A 16,337-nucleotide genomic window follows, 5' to 3' on the forward strand; every position below is an offset into this window, starting at 1 on the left:
GGCGACGTCACGGTGGCCGTCGGCGCCGGCGGGGACCCGCGCCGGGCCGCCGCGCTGCGGTCCGCGATCGCGCTCCTGCTCGACACCGGCGGTCTGCCCCTGCGCCACCACCGGCCCTCGACGGGCCGCGTGACCCTCGTCGGCGGCGGACCCGGCGACCCCGGGCTCATCACGACCCGCGGCCGGCGTGCCCTCGCCGAGGCCGACGTCGTGGTGGTCGACCGGCTGGCCCCCCGCGCCCTGCTGGCCGAGCTCGACCCCGCGGTCGAGATCATCGAGGCCGGCAAGTCCCCGCACGCGCACACCCTCACGCAGACCGAGATCAACGCGGTGCTCGTCGAGCGCGCCCGSGCCGGWCACCGSGTGGTCCGGCTCAAGGGCGGCGACCCGTTCGTGCTCGGCCGCGGCGGCGAGGAGGTGCTCGCGTGCCTCGAGGCCGGGGTCCAGGTCGACGTCGTCCCCGGCGTGACCAGCGCGCTCGCGGTGCCCGCCGCCGCCGGCATCCCTGTCACGCACCGCGGCCTCGCGCGCCAGCTGACCATCCTGTCGGCACACGACACCGCGCCCGACTGGCCCACGCTCGCCCGCCTCGAGGGCACCCTGGTGCTGCTCATGGGCGTGGCGCAGCTGCCCGGCCACACCCGCGCGCTGCTCGCGCACGGCAAGGACCCGGGCACGCCCGTCGCGATCGTCGAGAACGGGACCCTGCCGTCGCAGCGGACCACCGTCGGCACGCTGGCGGACATCGCGGACCTCGCCCGCGAGCGCGGCGTCGGCAACCCGGCCGTCGTGGTGATCGGCGACGTCGCGGCGCTGGCGGACGTCCTGTCCTAGGTTGGCAGTCGTGCCCGACCTCCCCGCGCTCGACGTCCTGCTCCCCCTCGACGCGACCGTCCGGCACCTGGTTCCGCGCGCCGACGAGGCCGAGCTGCTCGCCCTCTTCGCCGACGTTCCCGCCGCGGGCGTCCACGTGCGGGCCAACATGGTCACCACGCTCGACGGGGCGGCCACGGGCGCGAACCACGTGAGCGGCTCCATCAACGGCCCCGCCGACCTCCGGGTGTTCCGCGTGCTGCGCGCCCTCGCGGACGTCGTGCTCATCGGCGCCGGTACGGCCCGGGGCGAGCGCTACACCGCCCTGGACGTCCCCGAGGAGCTGCGGGAGGCCCGGGCCGCCCTCGGCCTGCCGGAGACCCTCGAGCTCGCTGTGGTCACCGCCTCGGGCGAGCTCCCCGTCGAGCTGCTCGACTCCGAGCGCCCGCCGATCGTGCTCACCACCGGCACCAACCCGTCGCTGGGCGCGCTGCGGGAGCGGATCGGCGCCGACCACGTCGTCGTGGCCGACAGTGGGATCCCGGGTGCCGTCGACCCCCGCGCCGTCGTCGCGGCCCTGGCCGACCGCGGTCTCGTGCGCGTCCTCGCCGAGGGCGGCCCGACCCTCCTGGCCCAGCTGCTCGACGCCGACCTGCTCGACGAGCTCTGCCTGACCTGGAGCCCGCAGCTGGTGGGCGGACCCGCGGGGCGCATCACGCACCTGCCCACCTGGTTCGAGCCGCCGCGCGCGCTGACGCCGCTGCACCTGCTCCACGCGGACGGCGTGCTGCTGGGACGGTGGCGGGTGGCTAGGCTCGGCGCGTGACCGACACGATCATCGTCCTCACGGAGGACACCCTCGCCAGCGCCGACGTCGAGAAGCTGCTCGCCCTGCACGAGGGCGAGACGTACGCGTACCGCGTGCTCGTCCCGGCGGACACGGACCGACCGCTCGTCTCCACGATCATCGACAACCTCAGCCTCGGCGAGCTCAAGGAGGCCTGGCACCGCGCGCTGGGCAAGGAGCCGTCCACACCCGAGGCGAAGGCGACGGCCGACGAGCAGCTGGCCGGCAGCGTCGCCGCGTTCGTCGCCGCCGGCCGCGAGGCCACCGGCTCCGTCGTCGACGACGACCCGCTGCCCGCGCTCAAGGCTGCGGTCGCCGACGGCGACGTGGTCGAGGTCGCCGTGGTGACCTACCCGCACGCCGTCGAGGACACGTTCCACCGCGACTGGGCCTCCCGGGCGCGCGAGGAGCTCCAGGTCCCCGTGCTCCACCTGTACTCGGGCACCAGCGAGATCGGCTGACGGACGACGAAGGGCGGCACCCGCGGGGTGCCGCCCTTCGCCGTGTCCTAGAACCCGGTCGACGTGACCTCCGGGTACCACCGGCGGAACTTGCGCACCTGGTTCAGCAGCGCCATCCAGACGTACAGCCGCCGGCGCAGCGACAGGTCCACGCGGTACTCGAGCGGCCGCGCCACCGCCTTGGCCTTCACCAGGCGACGGACCCATGCGGCGAGCTCCGGGTCCCGCACGTACCTCAGCAGCAGCCGGTGCGGCACGACCGAGTAGAGGATCTCCCTGTCGACGACGACCGGCGGCACCGACCGACCCTCGACCGCGTCCTCGACCACGAACCGCATCGGGTTGGCCCCCGCGGCGGTGACGTAGTAGTTGTTGCGCCCGATCCGCGGGTTGACCTCGAAGAACCGGAACGCCCCGGTGCGCGGGTCCACCTTGACGTCGAAGTTGGCGAACCCGCGGTACCCGGTCGCGGACAGGAGCGTCCGCGCCTGGTCCAGCATCGCGTCGTCGCGCGTGGTGATCATGGCCGCGGGGTTACCCAGCCCGGACGGCGTGTGCTCCTCGAGCAGCACGTGCGCCGAGCAGAGCAGGGTGATCGCCCCTTTCGAGTCCACGTACGCGGTGATCGAGCGCATCTGCGTGTCGTCGCCGGGCACCAGCTCCTGGACGACGAACCGCCCGTGGAACCCGGCACCGCGCAGCGACTCCCAGAGCTGCGCCAGCTCCTCGGGCGTCGCGATCTCGAAGACCTTCTTCTTGCCCTCGAACTCGACGTCCTGGTAGTCGGCGCTGCTGGCCGCCTTCGCGATCAGCGGGTACTCGAGGTCGACCGGGGCGGCCTCCCACGACGAGCCGCCGGAGAACTCCTGCACGATCGTCCGCGGGACCGAGATGCCGAGGTCCGTGCAGATCTCCGCGAACGTCGCCTTGTCGGAGATCCGGTCGAGCAGGTGCTCCGACAGGAACGGGACCACGTAGTACTGCTCGAGGAGCGCGCGGTGCTGCACGACGACCCGGACCAGCCAGTCCGAGTTCGYCATGAGCAGCAGGCGCTTGTCGGGCATCCCCTGCGCGACGGTGACCAGCCGGTCCACCAGCTGGCGGGCGTCGTGGCCGTCGGCGACGATCTCGTGCCGCACGATCTTCGAGTGCGCCACGGGACCGAGCGCCGCCCCGGCGACGACCACCGACGTGACGCCGTAGGCCTCGTGGAACGAGCGGGCCAAGGCGTACACGCCGATGTCGGCGCCGAGGATGACGGGCTGCAGGGCGGTTGTGCTCACGCGGTCTGCTCGGTGCGGTCGCCCGACCACAGCGTGTGGAACGTGCCGTCCTTGTCGGTGCGGCGGTACGTGTGCGCGCCGAAGAAGTCGCGCTGCGCCTGGATCAGGGCCGCGGGCAGCCGCTCCGCACGGACGCCGTCGTAGTACGACAGCGACGACGAGAACGCCGGCGTGGGCACGCCGTGCAGCGCGGCCCCCGAGACGATCCGGCGCCAGGACTCGACGCCGTTGCCGACCGCGCCCGTGAAGTACTCGTCGGCCAGCAGCAGCGGCAGGTGCGCGTCGCGCTCGTACGCCTCGGTGATGCGGTTGAGGAAGCGCGCGCGGATGATGCAGCCGCCGCGCCAGATGCGGGCCATGGCGCCCCGGTCGATGTCCCAGCCGAACTCGGCGCTCGCGGCGGCGATCTGGTCGAAGCCCTGCGAGTACGCGACCACCTTGGAGGCGTACAACGCGAGCCGGACGTCCTCGATGAAGGCGTCGCGGTCGGTGACCTCCCACGGGGTGGTGTGTGCGGGGAGCACGCCCAGCGCGGCCGTCCGCTGCGGGACCGAGCCGGACAGGGCGCGCTCGAACGTCGCCTCCGCGATGCCCGTGATCGGCACACCGAGGTCGAGGGCGTTCTGCACGGTCCAGCGGCCCGTGCCCTTCTGCTCCGCCTGGTCGAGCACGATGTCGACGAACGCCGACCCCGTCTCGGCGTCGACGTGCTGCAGGACGTCCGCGGTGATCTCGATGAGGAACGACTCGAGGTCGCCGGTGTTCCACTCGGCGAAGATCTGGCCGATCTCCGCGGCCGAGGCACCCAGCCCCTGGCGCAGGAGGTCGTACGCCTCGGCGATGAGCTGCATGTCCGCGTACTCGATGCCGTTGTGCACCATCTTGACGAAGTGCCCGGCGCCGTCGGGGCCGATGTACGTGCAGCACGGCACCCCGTCGACCTTGGCCGAGATCTTCTCGAGGATCGGGCCGAGCGACTCGTACGACTCCTTGGTGCCGCCGGGCATGATCGACGGGCCCAGCAGGGCGCCCTCCTCGCCGCCCGAGACGCCGGACCCGACGAAGTGCAGCCCCTTCTCGCGCAGCGCGGCCTCCCGACGGATCGTGTCCGGGAAGTGCGCGTTGCCGGCGTCGACGACGATGTCGCCCTCCTCGAGGAACGGCACCAGCTCGTCGATGACCGCGTCGGTGGGGCCGCCGGCCTTCACCATGACGACGATCTTGCGGGGCCGGGCCAGGGACGCGACGAAGTCCTCGACGGACTCGGAGGGGACGAAGGCGCCCTCGTCGCCGTGGTCCGCCACCAGCGACTCGGTCTTGGCGTACGACCGGTTGTGGATGGCCACCGTGTAGCCGTTGCGCGCGAAGTTGCGGGCGAGGTTGCGGCCCATCACCGCCAACCCCGTGACGCCGATCTGCGCGGTTCCGGTGGCAGTTCCTGAGGCGACCATGCGGGAGAGCTCCTTCGATCGACGGCCGGCACGGGCCGCGACCACGACGGCGCGGTGCAGGTGCGGGGCACGTGCAGGCGCAGGTCGGGTGGGGCGACGTCCGGGGGTGCTGGGTGCGCGCGTCAGCCTAGTCCGGTGCGACGGAGACGGGAGCGGCGGGCCGGACATCGAGACGCGGTCCGAGCGTGCACGGGCGGCGGCGTGCCGGRCACCCGTTCAGGGCACGCCGTGCGTACGCTCCACCACGTGACACCCGCGGGTCCAGAGGACGTCCCAGTCGAGTTCGTCAGCGCGCTGCGCTCGCTGCGCAAGGTGACGGTCCGCCCCGAGGTGATCCTCGACGAGGTGCCCGGCCCCGCACGSATCGCCCCGTTCTCGGCCGCCCTCACCRCCGAGGTGCGCACGGCACGCCGGTCGGTCGCGGCCGAGGAGCTGGCCTCCGGCCGGTTCGTCGTCCTCTTCGACCCCGCGGGCCAGGAGGCCTGGGACGGCCACTTCCGCCTGGTGACGCTCGTGCGCGCCACCCTGGAGGCCGAGGTSGGCGCSGAYCCGATGCTCGCCGAGGTGGCGTGGACGTGGTTCACCGACGCGCTCGAGGAGTCCGGGCTGGACGCCCACGCGGCCGGCGGGACCGTCACGCGGGTGCTGTCGCAGAGCTTCGGCGCCCTCGAGCGCCGCTCGGAGCAGACCGAGCTCGAGATCCGTGCGTCCTGGACCGCGGCCGACGAGGATCTGGGCCCCCACCTGCAGGCCTGGGGCACGCTGCTGTGCACCGCGGCGGGTCTCGAGCCGCTGCCCGACGGCGTCGTCGCCCTCGGCCCGAGGCGCTGAGCGCAGCTCGCCAGGCTGCGTCAGGCCGTCGACCTCAAGTCCCGAGGCCTCGGTGCCGATGACTGGCACGTGACCATCGAGCCCCTGCGACGAGACCTGGCCCCGGCCCGGAGGCCCGAGCTCAGGCCCGCCGTGCCCAGCTCGCGCACCACCGCACCTCCGTCGACCCAGCAGATGTGCGTCGTCGTGACCGAGGTGGCCGACGGCGACGGCGCTCCCCTGGTCCGCAACCTGCGTCGCCGCGGTGCGCCGCGCGTCGTCGTGCTCACCCGCCGCGCCAGCCGCCCCGAGCTCGCCGTCCTCCTGCAGGGCGGGCTGCGCGGCGTCGTCGCCGGAGCCACGGCACCCAGCCTGCCGCGTGCGGTCGTCGCCGCCGCTCCCMCGCCTCCGCTGCCGGACCTCACCGCCCGGGAGATCAGCGTCCTGCGCCTGGTCGCCGACGGCCGGACCAACCGGCTCATCGGCGAGGAGCTCGGCCTGTCCGCGCTCACCGTCAAGAGCCACCTCGCCCGCATCTCGCGCAAGCTGGGCACGGGCGACCGCGCCGAGCTGGTCGCCATCTCGATCCGCGGCGGCGTCCTGTCCTGAGCCGGGCCGGGCACCCGTCCGAAGCCTGAGCCGAACTGCGCGCCACCCGCGCGGCCTGCACAGATGCGTCCGCGTCGTCGCTTACCGTTGACCACATGCGACCTGAGGCGACCCCCGGCGCCCTGGCCGGGGCATCCGAGCCTCCCGGGACCCCCGAGCCCGACCCGACGGTCGAGGCCGCCCCCGAGGTCGTCATGCTGACCGAGCCGGCCGAGGGCATCCCGCCCGTCGTCGAGACGCCCGAGGCCCTCGCGGCGGTCGTCGCGGCGTTCGGCGCCGGCACCGGACCGGTCGCCGTGGACGCCGAGCGGGCGTCCGGCTACCGCTACGGGCAGCGCACCTACCTGGTCCAGATCCGGCGCGAGGGTGCGGGCACCGCGCTCATCGACCCCATCGCCGTCCCCGACCTCTCCTCGTTGTCCGACGCCCTGGTCGGCGTCGAGTGGGTGCTGCACGCCGCGTCGCAGGACCTGCCCGGGCTGGCCGAGCAGGGGATGCGGCCCAGCCGCGTCTTCGACACCGAGCTGGGCGCCCGGCTGCTGGGCCTCGAGCGGGTCGGGCTGGCCGCCGTCGTGGCGGACGCGCTCGGCCTCGGACTGGCCAAGGAGCACTCGGCGGTCGACTGGTCCACCCGCCCGCTGCCCACCGAGTGGCTCCGGTACGCGGCGCTCGACGTCGAGGTGCTGGTCGAGCTGCGCGAGGTGCTGGCCGAGCGGCTGGCGGTCGCCGGCAAGGCCGAGTGGGCTGCTCAGGAGTTCGAGGCGGTCCGCACGGCTCCCCCACCGGCGGCCCGGGTCGAGCCGTGGCGCCGGGTGTCGGGGCTGCACGCCATCCGCGACGCCCGCCGGCTCGCCGTGGTCCGCGAGCTCTGGCTCACCCGGGACCAGAACGCCCGGACCCGCGACATCTCGCCCGGCCGCGTCCTGCCCGACCACGCGATCGTCGCGGCGGCCCAGGCGCTCCCCCGGTCGGTCCCCGCACTCACCGCGCTGCCCGCCTTCGCCGGCAAGGGCACCCGCCGCCGCGCCGCGCTCTGGCAGCAAGCCGTCGACCGCGGCCTGGCCACGCCGGACGACCAGCTCCCGTCCGTCCGCGGGCCCAAGAGCGACGCCCCGCCGCCGCCCCGCGCGTGGGCGGAGAAGGACCCCGCGGCCGCCGCCCGGCTCGTGGCCGCCCGCGAGGTGGTCACGGACCTGTCGAGCACGCACGACGTGCCCGCCGAGAACCTCCTGCAGCCCGACCTGCTCCGGCGGCTGTGCTGGACCCCACCCGAGACGCTCGACGCCGACGGGATCGGGGAGTTCCTGCGGGCCGGGGGCGCGCGGCCGTGGCAGATCGAGCTCGTCGCGCAGCGGCTCGCCGACGCGTTCGAGGCTCTGCCCGGCGACTGAACGCCGGTGTTACTCTTCGGTAACTTACGGCTGGCACGACCGGGACCACCCCGGTAGCGTCGGCCGTCGCGGGCCCGCTCTCGCGGAGCCTGTCGGACACTGCCGTCCCGCCTGGAGGATCGATGCCCACCGCATCAGCCCGTCCCGCGTCGCTCGTCCGCCGCGTCGTCTTCGTCGACGGGGTCCGCACCCCGTTCGGCCGCGCGCGCAAGGACGGGTTGTACGCCCACACCCGTGCCGACGACCTGTCGGTCAAGACCGTCCGCGAGCTCCTGCGCCGCCACCCCGAGCTGCCGCCCGAGCGCATCGACGAGGTCGCCATCGCCGCGACCACGCAGCAGGGCGACCAGGGCCTGACGCTCGGCCGCACCGTCGGCGTGCTGGCGGGCCTGCCCCGCTCCGTCCCCGGGTACGCGATCGACCGCATGTGCGCCGGCGCGATGACCGCCGTCACCAACACGGCCGCCGCGATCGGCGTGGGCGCGCAGGACGTCGCGCTCGCCGGTGGCGTCGAGCACATGGGCCACCACCCGATGGGCTTCGACGCGGACCCGAACCCGCGCTTCCTGTCCGAGCGCCTGGTCGCGAACGACGCCCTCAACATGGGCATCACCGCCGAGAACCTGCACGACAAGTTCCCGGCCCTCACGCGCGAGCGGACCGACGCGTACGGCGTCGCCAGCCAGGACAAGTACGCCGCGGCGCTGGCCGCCGGCAAGATCGAGCCCGACCTCGTCCCCGTCGCGCTGCGCGACCCCGAGAACGGCTGGGGACTGGCCACGGCCGACGAGCCGCCGCGCCCCGGCACGACCGTCGAGGCCATCCAGAAGCTGTCGACGCCGTTCCGCGCGGGCGGGCGCGTGACCGCCGGTACCGCCGCCCCGCTCACCGACGGCGCCGCCTCGTGCCTGCTCGCCGCCGAGGACACCGCCGCCGAGCTGGGCCTGCCCGCCCGGATGCGCATGGTCTCGTTCGCGTACGCCGGCGTGGAGCCCGAGATCATGGGCATCGGCCCGGTCCCGGCCACGGTCAAGGCCCTTGACCGCGCCGGCCTGTCGATCGAGGACATCGGCCTGTTCGAGATCAACGAGGCGTTCGCCGTCCAGGTGCTCGCCTTCCTCGACGCCTTCGGCATCGCCGACGACGACCCGCGCGTCAACCAGTACGGCGGCGCGATCGCCGTGGGCCACCCGCTGGCCTCGTCGGGCGTGCGCCTGATGACGCAGCTGGCCCGACAGTTCGAGGAGAACCCGGACGTCCGCTACGGCCTGACCACCATGTGCGTGGGACTGGGCCAGGGCGGGACCGTCATCTGGGAGAACCCGCACCACGCCGACTACGAGCCCTTCGAGGGGGACGCCAAGTGAGCACGACCACGGACCCGCGCCCCGAGCGCGTCAGCCACGCGATCGCCCGCGACGTCACCCTGCCCGGCGGCGCCGGCACGCTGGCGCTCGTCACCATCGACAACGGCCTGGACCACACCAAGCCGACCACGTTCGGCGCCCAGGGCATCRCCGAGCTGGCCGCGACGCTCACCGCCGTGCAGGCACGTGTCGCGGCGGGCGAGATCGTCGCCGTCGCCGTCACCGGCAAGCCGTACTACCTGGCCGCCGGCGCCGACCTCACGCAGATCGGCACCATCCCGGGGCGCGAGACCGCGCTCGGGCTCGGGCAGGGCGGTCACGCGGCCTACGAGCTGCTGCACACCATGGGCGTCCCGACGTTCGCGTTCGTCAACGGCGTCGCCCTCGGTGGCGGCCTCGAGCTGGCGCTGAACTGCGACTACCGCACCGTCGCGTCCGACGTCCGCGCGCTCGCGCTGCCCGAGACCGGCCTCGGCCTGGTCCCCGGCTGGGGCGGCGCGTACATCGTGCCGCGGCTCGTCGGGGTCGAGAAGGCTCTCGACGTCATCCTCACGCGCCCGGCGGCCAACAAGCCGTTCGCCGCCAAGGAGGCCGCGCAGATCGGCCTCATGGACGTCGTGCTCGACCCGGCCGACTTCCTCGAGGAGTCGATCCGCTGGGCCGCGCGCGTGGTGACCGGCGAGGTCGTCGTCGAGCGCCGCGAGCTCGACTCCGCCGAGGTCTGGGACGGCGTCGTCGCCGCCGCGCGCCAGCGGCTCGACGCGGTGATCAACCGCTCGCGCCCGGCGCCGTACCGCGCGCTCGACCTGGTCGCGGCAGCCCGCACGGCGACCCGCGCCGAGGCGTTCGAGGCGGAGGACGACGCGCTCGCCGACCTCATCATGAGCGACGAGATGCGCGCGTCCGTCTACGCCTTCGGGCTGGTCTCCGGCGGCAAGAAGCCGGTCGGCGCGCCCGACCGCGGCCTCGCGCAGCCGGTCACGCGCGTCGGCATCGTCGGCGCCGGCCTCATGGCCGCGCAGATCGCGATGCTGTTCGCGCAGCGCCTCGGCGTGCCGGTGGTCATGCGGGACCTCGACCAGGAGCGCGTCGACAAGGGCCTGGCCGCGGTCCGGTCCTCGGTCGAGCGCCTCACGTCGACGGGCCGGATGAGCGAGTCCGCCGCCTCCCGCCTGATCGGGTCGATCCACGGCACGACGGACCTGGCCGAGTTCGCGTCGTGCGACCTGGTCATCGAGGCCGTCACCGAGATCCTCGACCTCAAGAAGAAGGTCTTCGCCGAGCTGGAGACGGTCATCGCCCCGACGGCGATCCTGGCGACCAACACGTCCGCGCTGAGCGTGAGCGCCATGGCCGCCGACCTGCAGCACCCCGAGCGCGTCGTCGGTCTGCACTTCTTCAACCCCGTGGCCGCGATGCCGCTGGTCGAGGTCGTGCAGGCCGAGCACACGTCGCTCGAGGCGCTGGCGACCGGGTTCGCCGTCGCCGCCAAGCTGCGCAAGACGGCCGTCCTGGTGGCGGACCGCCCGGGCTTCGTCGTCAACCGGCTGCTCGTCCTGCTGCTCGGCGTGATCGTCGACGCCGTCGAGAAGGGCACGCCGGTCGAGGTCGCGGACCGCGCGCTGCGGCCCCTCGGCCTGCCGATGCCGCCGTTCGAGCTGTTCGACCTGGTCGGACCCGCCGTGGGCCTGCACGTGCTCACGTCGCTGCGCGAGGAGCTGGGCGACCGGTTCCCGCGCTCCGCCGGCCTGGAGAAGCTCGTCGCCGACGGCACCACCGTGGTCCTGCCCGCGAAGGCCAAGGGTCTGCCCAAGCCGGTCGACCCCGCCATCCAGACCGTGTTCGACGCCTCGGGTACCGGCGGCACCCCGCTCGACGAGGCCGGCGTGCTCGACAGCGTCCTGTCGGCCCTGACCGTCGAGGTCGGGCACATGCTCGAGGAGGGCGTCGTCGCCACCCCGCAGCAGATCGACCTCTGCATGATCCTCGGCGCCGGCTGGGGCTTCCACCTCGGTGGGCTGACGCCGTACCTGGACCGCACCGGCTACTCCGAGCGCGTGCTCGGTCGGCGCATCCTGCCGGACGGCGTCGCGAACGTGCCCGCCGTCTAGGAGCTCAGTAGACGCTCAGCCCTCGGTCCCGGAACGTCGCGCGCACGCGCTCGACGAGCTCCGGGGTCGGGGGCTGCGTCGTCTCCAGCTCGTACCGCATCCCGAGCTCCTCCCACTTGTCCCGACCCATCTGGTGGAAGGGCAGCACCTCGACCCGGTCGACCACGTCGCGGATCGCCTCGATGTGACCCGCGACCGCCTCGACGTTCTCGGGCGCGTCGGTCAGGCCCGGGACCAGCACGAAGCGGACCCAGATCCGGACGCCACGGTCCCGCAGTCGGGCGGCGAAGTCGAGCGTGGGCTGCAGCGCACGACCGGTCACCTGCCGGTAGGTCTCGGGCAGGCCGGACTTGATGTCGAGCAGCACCAGGTCGACGTCGTCGAGCATCTCGTCCGTGCAGTGCGCGCCCAGGAACCCGGACGTGTCCAGCGCCGTCGGCACGCCCATCGCACGGGCGCCGCGGAGCAGGCGCGCCACGAAGGCGGGCTGCATCAGGGGCTCGCCGCCCGAGATCGTCAGGCCGCCGCCCGTCGCCGCGAACACCCCGCGGTAGCGCTTCACGCGGGCGAGGATCTCGTCGGCCGTCACGTCCGTCCCCCGCCGCATCTGCATGGTGTCGGGGTTGTGGCAGTACAGGCAGCGCAGCGGGCAGCCGGCCAGGAACACCGTGAGACGGGTGCCGGGACCGTCGACGGCCGTCACCAGCTCCCACGAGTGCACCGACCCGAGCTCGCCGGACCGCAGCGCCTTCACGCGTGCCGCGTGGTCGAGCTCGACCGTGGAGAGCCCCTCGGTGCCGCGCCGGGACCGGGGCATGCCCAGGTGCACGGCCGGCAGCGGCGCCGGCTCGTGCACCTGGGTGGTCATCGTCGCACTCACACGGAGCCGTGGAAGGTGCGCGACAGCACGTCGAGCTGCTGCTCGCGCGTGAGCCGCACGAAGTTGACCGCGTACCCGGACACCCGGATGGTCAGCTGCGGGTACAGCTCGGGGTGCTCCATGGCGTCCTCGAGCGTCTCGCGGTTCAGCACGTTGATGTTCAGGTGGTAGCCCGAGGACATCATGTACGCGTCGAGGAGGCCGACCAGGTTGGTCACCTGCTCGTCGCGGGTGCGGCCGAGGCCCGTCGGGACGACGGACGACGTGAGCGAGATCCCGTCCATCGCGTCGGCGTACGGCAGCTTCGCCACGGAGAGCGCGGACGCCAGCATGCCGTGCGCGTCGCGTCCGTTCATCGGGTTGGCGCCGGGCGCGAAGGGCTGGCCGGCGCGTCGACCGTCGGGCGTCGAGCCCGTCGACTTCCCGTAGACCACGTTGGACGTGATCGTCAGCACGGACTGCGTGTGCACGGCGTCGCGGTAGGTGGGCGTCTGGCGCAGCTTGGTCATGAACGTCTGCACCAGCCACACGGCGATGTCGTCGGCGCGGTCGTCGTCGTTGCCGTAGGCCGGGTAGTCGCCGTCCACCACGTAGTCGGTGACCAGCCCGTCGACGGTGCGCACGGGGTGGACCTGCGCGTAGCGGATGGCCGAGAGCGAGTCGGCGACCACGGAGAGGCCGGCGATCCCGCAGGCCATGGTCCGCAGCACCTCGCGGTCGTGCAGGGCCATCTCGAGGCGCTCGTACGCGTACTTGTCGTGCATGAAGTGCACGCAGTTGAGCGCGTCGACGTACGTCTCGGCCAGCCAGTCCAGCGTGCCGTCCAGCTTGGCGACGACGTCGTCGTAGTCGAGCACGTCGCCGACCACGGCGGCGGCCGGAGGGGCCACCTGCTTGCCGGTCAGCTCGTCGCGCCCGCCGTTGATGGCGTAGAGCAGCGCCTTGGCCAGGTTGACCCGCGCGCCGAAGAACTGCATCTGCTTGCCCACCCGCATCGGCGAGACGCAGCAGGCGATCGCGGCGTCGTCGCCCCACGACTCACGGATGAGGTCGTCGGACTCGTACTGCAGCGCGGAGGTGTCGACGGAGACCTGCGTGCAGAAGCGCTTGAACCCGACCGGAAGGCGGTCGCTCCAGAACACGGTCAGGTTCGGCTCGGGAGCCGGGCCCAGGTTGTAGAGCGTCTGCAGGTACCGGAACGAGGTCCGGGTGACCAGCGGGCGGCCGTCCTGGCCCATCCCGCCGATGGCCTCGGTGACCCACGTCGGGTCGCCGGAGAACAGCTCGTCGTACTCGGGCGTGCGCAGGAACCGCACGATGCGCAGCTTGATGACCATGTCGTCGATCAGCTCCTGCGCACCCTCCTCCGTCAGGCACCCGGCGGCGATGTCCCGCTGCAGGTAGACGTCGAGGAAGGTCGAGGTCCGGCCCAGCGWCATCGCCGCGCCGTTCTGCTCCTTCACCGCGCCCAGGTAGGCGAAGTAGAGCCACTGCACGGCCTCGCGCGCCGTCACCGCAGGACCCGAGATGTCGTAGCCGTAGGACGCGGCCATGACCTTGAGCTCCTGCAGGGCGCGGATCTGCTCGGCGTTCTCCTCGCGGTCCCGGATGATGCCCTCGGACGAGCGCCCGCGGTCCAGGTCGGCGCGGTCCTCGCGCTTGGCGGCGATGAGCGCGTCGACCCCGTACAGCGGGACGCGACGGTAGTCGCCGATGATCCGGCCGCGGCCGTAGGCGTCCGGCAGGCCCGTGATGAGGTGCGCGGAACGTGCCGCGCGCACGGCCGGCGGGTAGACGTCGAACACGCCGTCGTTGTGGGTCTTGYGGTACTTGGTGAAGATCTCGCCGACGATCGGGTCGGGCGCGACCCCGTAGGTCTCCAGCGCCTTCTCGACCATGCGGTAGCCGCCGTTGGGCATGATCGCGCGCTTGAGCGGCGCGTCGGTCTGCAGGCCCACGATCAGCTCGTGGTGGCGGTCGATGTAGCCCGGCTCGTGCGAGGTGATCGACGAGGGCGTGTGCGGGTCGATGTCGTAGACGCCGCGCGCGCGCTCCGCCGGGAACATCGCGGTCAGCCGCGCCCAGAGGGCCGTCGTGCGGTCCGTCGGGCCGGCGAGGAACTCCGCGTCACCGGTGTACGGCGTGTAGTTGCGCTGGATGAAGTCCCGCACGTCGATCCGGTCCGTCCACGGTCCGGTGGCGAAGCCGTACCAGGCCGGGTTCGAGGACGACTCGTGGCGCTGGTTCGCGGACAGTGTGCTGGTGGACATCTCGTGCTCCTCCGACGTAGTCGATGTCTCCACGCTACGAAGTCCGGGGGCCAGAAGCACGGGACCTAAGACCTCGCTGTGGTCAGGTCGTTCGTCCCAGGGCGGCCAGCGTGTCGCGCGCGATGTCCGCCGGGCGCAGCCTCAGCTCGGTCACCAGCTGCTCGCGGGTCGCGTGGTCCAGGAACGCCCGCGGGATGCCGAACGCCTCCACCGGGGTCCCGATGCCGGCCTCGCGKGACCGCTGTGCGAGGTGCGAGCCGAGGCCCCCGTCGATGACGCCGTCCTCGATGGTGACCACGTGGTCGTGGTCGCCGACGAGCTTGGTGAGCGCCCCCGAGACCGGCATGACCCAGCGCGGGTCGACGACCGTCACCCGCAGGCCGTGCGCGGCGAGCAGCTCGGCGGTCTCGAGCGCGGTCGGTGCCATGGCGCCGTACCCGATGACCAGCACGTGCGGCGCGTCGACGGGGCCGTCGTGCCGGGCGAGCACGTCGATGCCGTCCAGGTGGTCGATGGCCGGCACGGGGTCGACCAGCGCCCCCTTGGGGTAGCGCACGACCGTGGGGGCGTCGTCGACGTCGACCGCGGTGCGCAGGGCGTCGCGCAGCGTCTCCTCGTCGCGCGGGGCCGCGAGCCGCAGGCCGGGCACCACGCCGAGCATGGCCATGTCCCACATGCCGTTGTGGCTCGCGCCGTCGGAGCCGGTCAGCCCCGCGCGGTCGAGCACGAACGTGACGCCGGCCTTGTGCAGCGCGACGTCCATGAGCACCTGGTCGAAGGCGCGGTTGAGGAACGTCGCGTAGACGGCGACGACGGGGTGCAGGCCGCCGAACGCCATGCCGGCCGCCGACGTCGCGGCGTGCTGCTCGGCGATGCCGACGTCGAACACGCGCTCGGGGAACTCCGCGGCGAACGGCGCCAGGCCGACCGGCTGGAGCATCGCCGCCGTGATGGCGACGACGTCGGGGCGCCGGCGTCCGATGCGCAGCAGCTCGTCGGCGAACACGCTGGTCCACTCGAACCGCGACGGCGCCACGGGCAGACCGGTCTCGGGGTGGATCTTGCCGACCGCGTGGAACCGGTCCGCGACGTCCTGCTCGGCCGGGACGTACCCGCGGCCCTTCTCGGTGATGACGTGCACGATCACGGGACCGCCGAACGCCTTCGCGTTGCGCAGCGCCCGCTCGACCGCCTGCACGTCGTGCCCGTCGACGGGGCCGACGTACTTGATGCCGAGGTCCTCGAACATGCCCTGCGGGACCAGCACGTCCTTGAGGCCCTGCTTCATGCCGTGCAGCGCGTCGTACGTCATCCGTCCCGGCGGTCCCGACTTCCGCAGAGTCCGCTTGCCCCACGACAGCACGTTCTCGTAGCCGCGGGTGGTGCGGAGGGTGTCGAGGTGGTGGGCGAGCCCGCCGATGGTCGGCGCGTAGGAGCGGCCGTTGTCGTTCACGACGACGACGAGCCGGCGGTCCTGGCCGGCGGCGATGTTGTTGAGCGCCTCCCAGGCCATGCCGCCCGTCAGAGCGCCGTCGCCGATCACCGCGACGACGTGCCGGTCCGCGCGGCCCTGCAGCTGGTTCGCCTTCGCGATCCCGTCGGCCCAGCTCAGGGCCGTCGACGCGTGCGAGTTCTCGACGACGTCGTGCTCCGACTCGGCGCGGCTGGGGTAGCCCGAGAGGCCGCCCTTGCTGCGCAGCCGGGAGAAGTCGCGGCGGCCCGTGAGCAGCTTGTGCACGTAGGCCTGGTGGCCGGTGTCGAACACCATGGTGTCCAGCGGCGACTCGAAGACCCGGTGCATCGCGATCGTGAGCTCCACGACGCCGAGGTTCGGACCGAGGTGCCCACCGGTGCGCGAGACCTGGTCGACCAGGAACGCGCGGATCTCGGCGGCGAGGTCGTCGGCCTGGCGCGAGGTGAGCCGGCGCACGTCGTCCGGGGAGCTGATGTGGTCGAGCTGACCCATGGTGGTGCCACCTCCTCCGGTGTGCGGCGACGATGCCGCACGGTGCGGACGCCGAAAGCTGTGCCCACACTGTAGGCC

General features: G+C 73.2%; 13 protein-coding genes. 8 read left to right on the forward strand and 5 right to left on the reverse strand.

Annotation, left to right across the window (positions count from 1 at the left end; translation table 11 throughout):
* From cobA to ACXJKG_RS11220, 3 genes are all read left to right on the forward strand, one after another.
* The coding region (cobA, locus tag ACXJKG_RS11210) for a uroporphyrinogen-III C-methyltransferase (protein WP_456845840.1) at positions 1-834 on the forward strand (834 nt) is incomplete at its 5' end.
* A 10-nt stretch (positions 835-844) separates the two neighbouring features.
* A complete protein-coding gene (locus ACXJKG_RS11215; RefSeq protein ID WP_456845841.1) occupies positions 845-1,639 on the forward strand; it encodes a dihydrofolate reductase family protein in 795 nt (264 codons plus the stop codon).
* Entirely contained in the window at positions 1,636-2,121 is a 486-nt protein-coding gene (locus tag ACXJKG_RS11220) for a hypothetical protein (RefSeq protein ID WP_456845842.1), read from the forward strand. Before ACXJKG_RS11215 ends, ACXJKG_RS11220 begins: the two co-directional genes overlap by 4 nt.
* A gap of 47 nt (positions 2,122-2,168) precedes the next feature.
* Here ACXJKG_RS11220 and ACXJKG_RS11225 read toward each other — a convergent pair whose 3' ends face one another.
* A complete protein-coding gene (locus tag ACXJKG_RS11225; protein WP_456845843.1) occupies positions 2,169-3,404 on the reverse strand; it encodes a carboxylate--amine ligase in 1,236 nt (411 codons plus the stop codon).
* Positions 3,401-4,855, reverse strand: a complete 1,455-nt coding sequence (gene gndA, locus ACXJKG_RS11230; protein ID WP_456845844.1) for an NADP-dependent phosphogluconate dehydrogenase — start codon at positions 4,853-4,855, stop codon at positions 3,401-3,403. The genes ACXJKG_RS11225 and gndA overlap by 4 nt, the downstream gene beginning before the upstream one ends.
* Positions 4,856-5,101: 246 nt before the next feature.
* Here gndA and ACXJKG_RS11235 point away from each other — a divergent pair, with 246 nt between their 5' ends.
* From ACXJKG_RS11235 to ACXJKG_RS11255, 5 genes are all read left to right on the forward strand, one after another.
* Positions 5,102-5,686 (forward strand): DUF3000 domain-containing protein, encoded by a 585-nt coding sequence (locus ACXJKG_RS11235; RefSeq protein ID WP_456845845.1) that lies wholly within the window; start codon positions 5,102-5,104, stop codon positions 5,684-5,686.
* Between the two features lie 69 nt (positions 5,687-5,755).
* On the forward strand, positions 5,756-6,274 hold the full coding sequence (locus ACXJKG_RS11240) for a helix-turn-helix transcriptional regulator (RefSeq protein ID WP_456845846.1): 519 nt from the start codon (positions 5,756-5,758) through the stop codon (positions 6,272-6,274).
* 95 nt (positions 6,275-6,369) lie between these two features.
* Positions 6,370-7,665 (forward strand): HRDC domain-containing protein, encoded by a 1,296-nt coding sequence (locus tag ACXJKG_RS11245; RefSeq protein ID WP_456845847.1) that lies wholly within the window; start codon positions 6,370-6,372, stop codon positions 7,663-7,665.
* 122 nt (positions 7,666-7,787) lie between these two features.
* A complete protein-coding gene (locus tag ACXJKG_RS11250) occupies positions 7,788-9,032 on the forward strand; it encodes a thiolase family protein (RefSeq protein WP_456845848.1) in 1,245 nt (414 codons plus the stop codon).
* On the forward strand, positions 9,029-11,143 hold the full coding sequence (locus ACXJKG_RS11255; RefSeq protein ID WP_456845849.1) for a 3-hydroxyacyl-CoA dehydrogenase NAD-binding domain-containing protein: 2,115 nt from the start codon (positions 9,029-9,031) through the stop codon (positions 11,141-11,143). The genes ACXJKG_RS11250 and ACXJKG_RS11255 overlap by 4 nt, the downstream gene beginning before the upstream one ends.
* Before the next feature lie 4 nt (positions 11,144-11,147).
* On the opposite strand, the gene pflA is transcribed toward ACXJKG_RS11255, so the two are convergent.
* From pflA to dxs, 3 genes are all read right to left on the reverse strand, one after another.
* Positions 11,148-12,011, reverse strand: coding sequence for a pyruvate formate-lyase-activating protein (gene pflA / locus ACXJKG_RS11260; RefSeq protein WP_456845850.1), 864 nt, complete (start codon positions 12,009-12,011; stop codon positions 11,148-11,150).
* A gap of 8 nt (positions 12,012-12,019) precedes the next feature.
* Entirely contained in the window at positions 12,020-14,293 is a 2,274-nt protein-coding gene (pflB, locus tag ACXJKG_RS11265; protein ID WP_456845851.1) for a formate C-acetyltransferase, read from the reverse strand.
* Positions 14,294-14,375: 82 nt separating this feature from the next.
* Positions 14,376-16,259 (reverse strand): 1-deoxy-D-xylulose-5-phosphate synthase, encoded by a 1,884-nt coding sequence (gene dxs, locus ACXJKG_RS11270; RefSeq protein ID WP_456845852.1) that lies wholly within the window; start codon positions 16,257-16,259, stop codon positions 14,376-14,378.
* Positions 16,260-16,337 lie beyond the last annotated feature (78 nt).

This window comes from Cellulomonas sp. P5_C6, from assembly GCF_054049635.1.

What these genes read in the sequence shown, in the direction of transcription:
- gndA (WP_456845844.1), bottom strand. Translation starts at nt 4,855, where the DNA reads ATGGTCGCCTCAGGAACTGCCACCGGAACCGCGCAGATCGGCGTCACG.
- ACXJKG_RS11245 (WP_456845847.1), top strand. Translation starts at nt 6,370, where the DNA reads ATGCGACCTGAGGCGACCCCCGGCGCCCTGGCCGGGGCATCCGAGCCT.
- ACXJKG_RS11250 (WP_456845848.1), top strand. Translation starts at nt 7,788, where the DNA reads ATGCCCACCGCATCAGCCCGTCCCGCGTCGCTCGTCCGCCGCGTCGTC.
- pflA (WP_456845850.1), bottom strand. Translation starts at nt 12,011, where the DNA reads ATGACCACCCAGGTGCACGAGCCGGCGCCGCTGCCGGCCGTGCACCTG.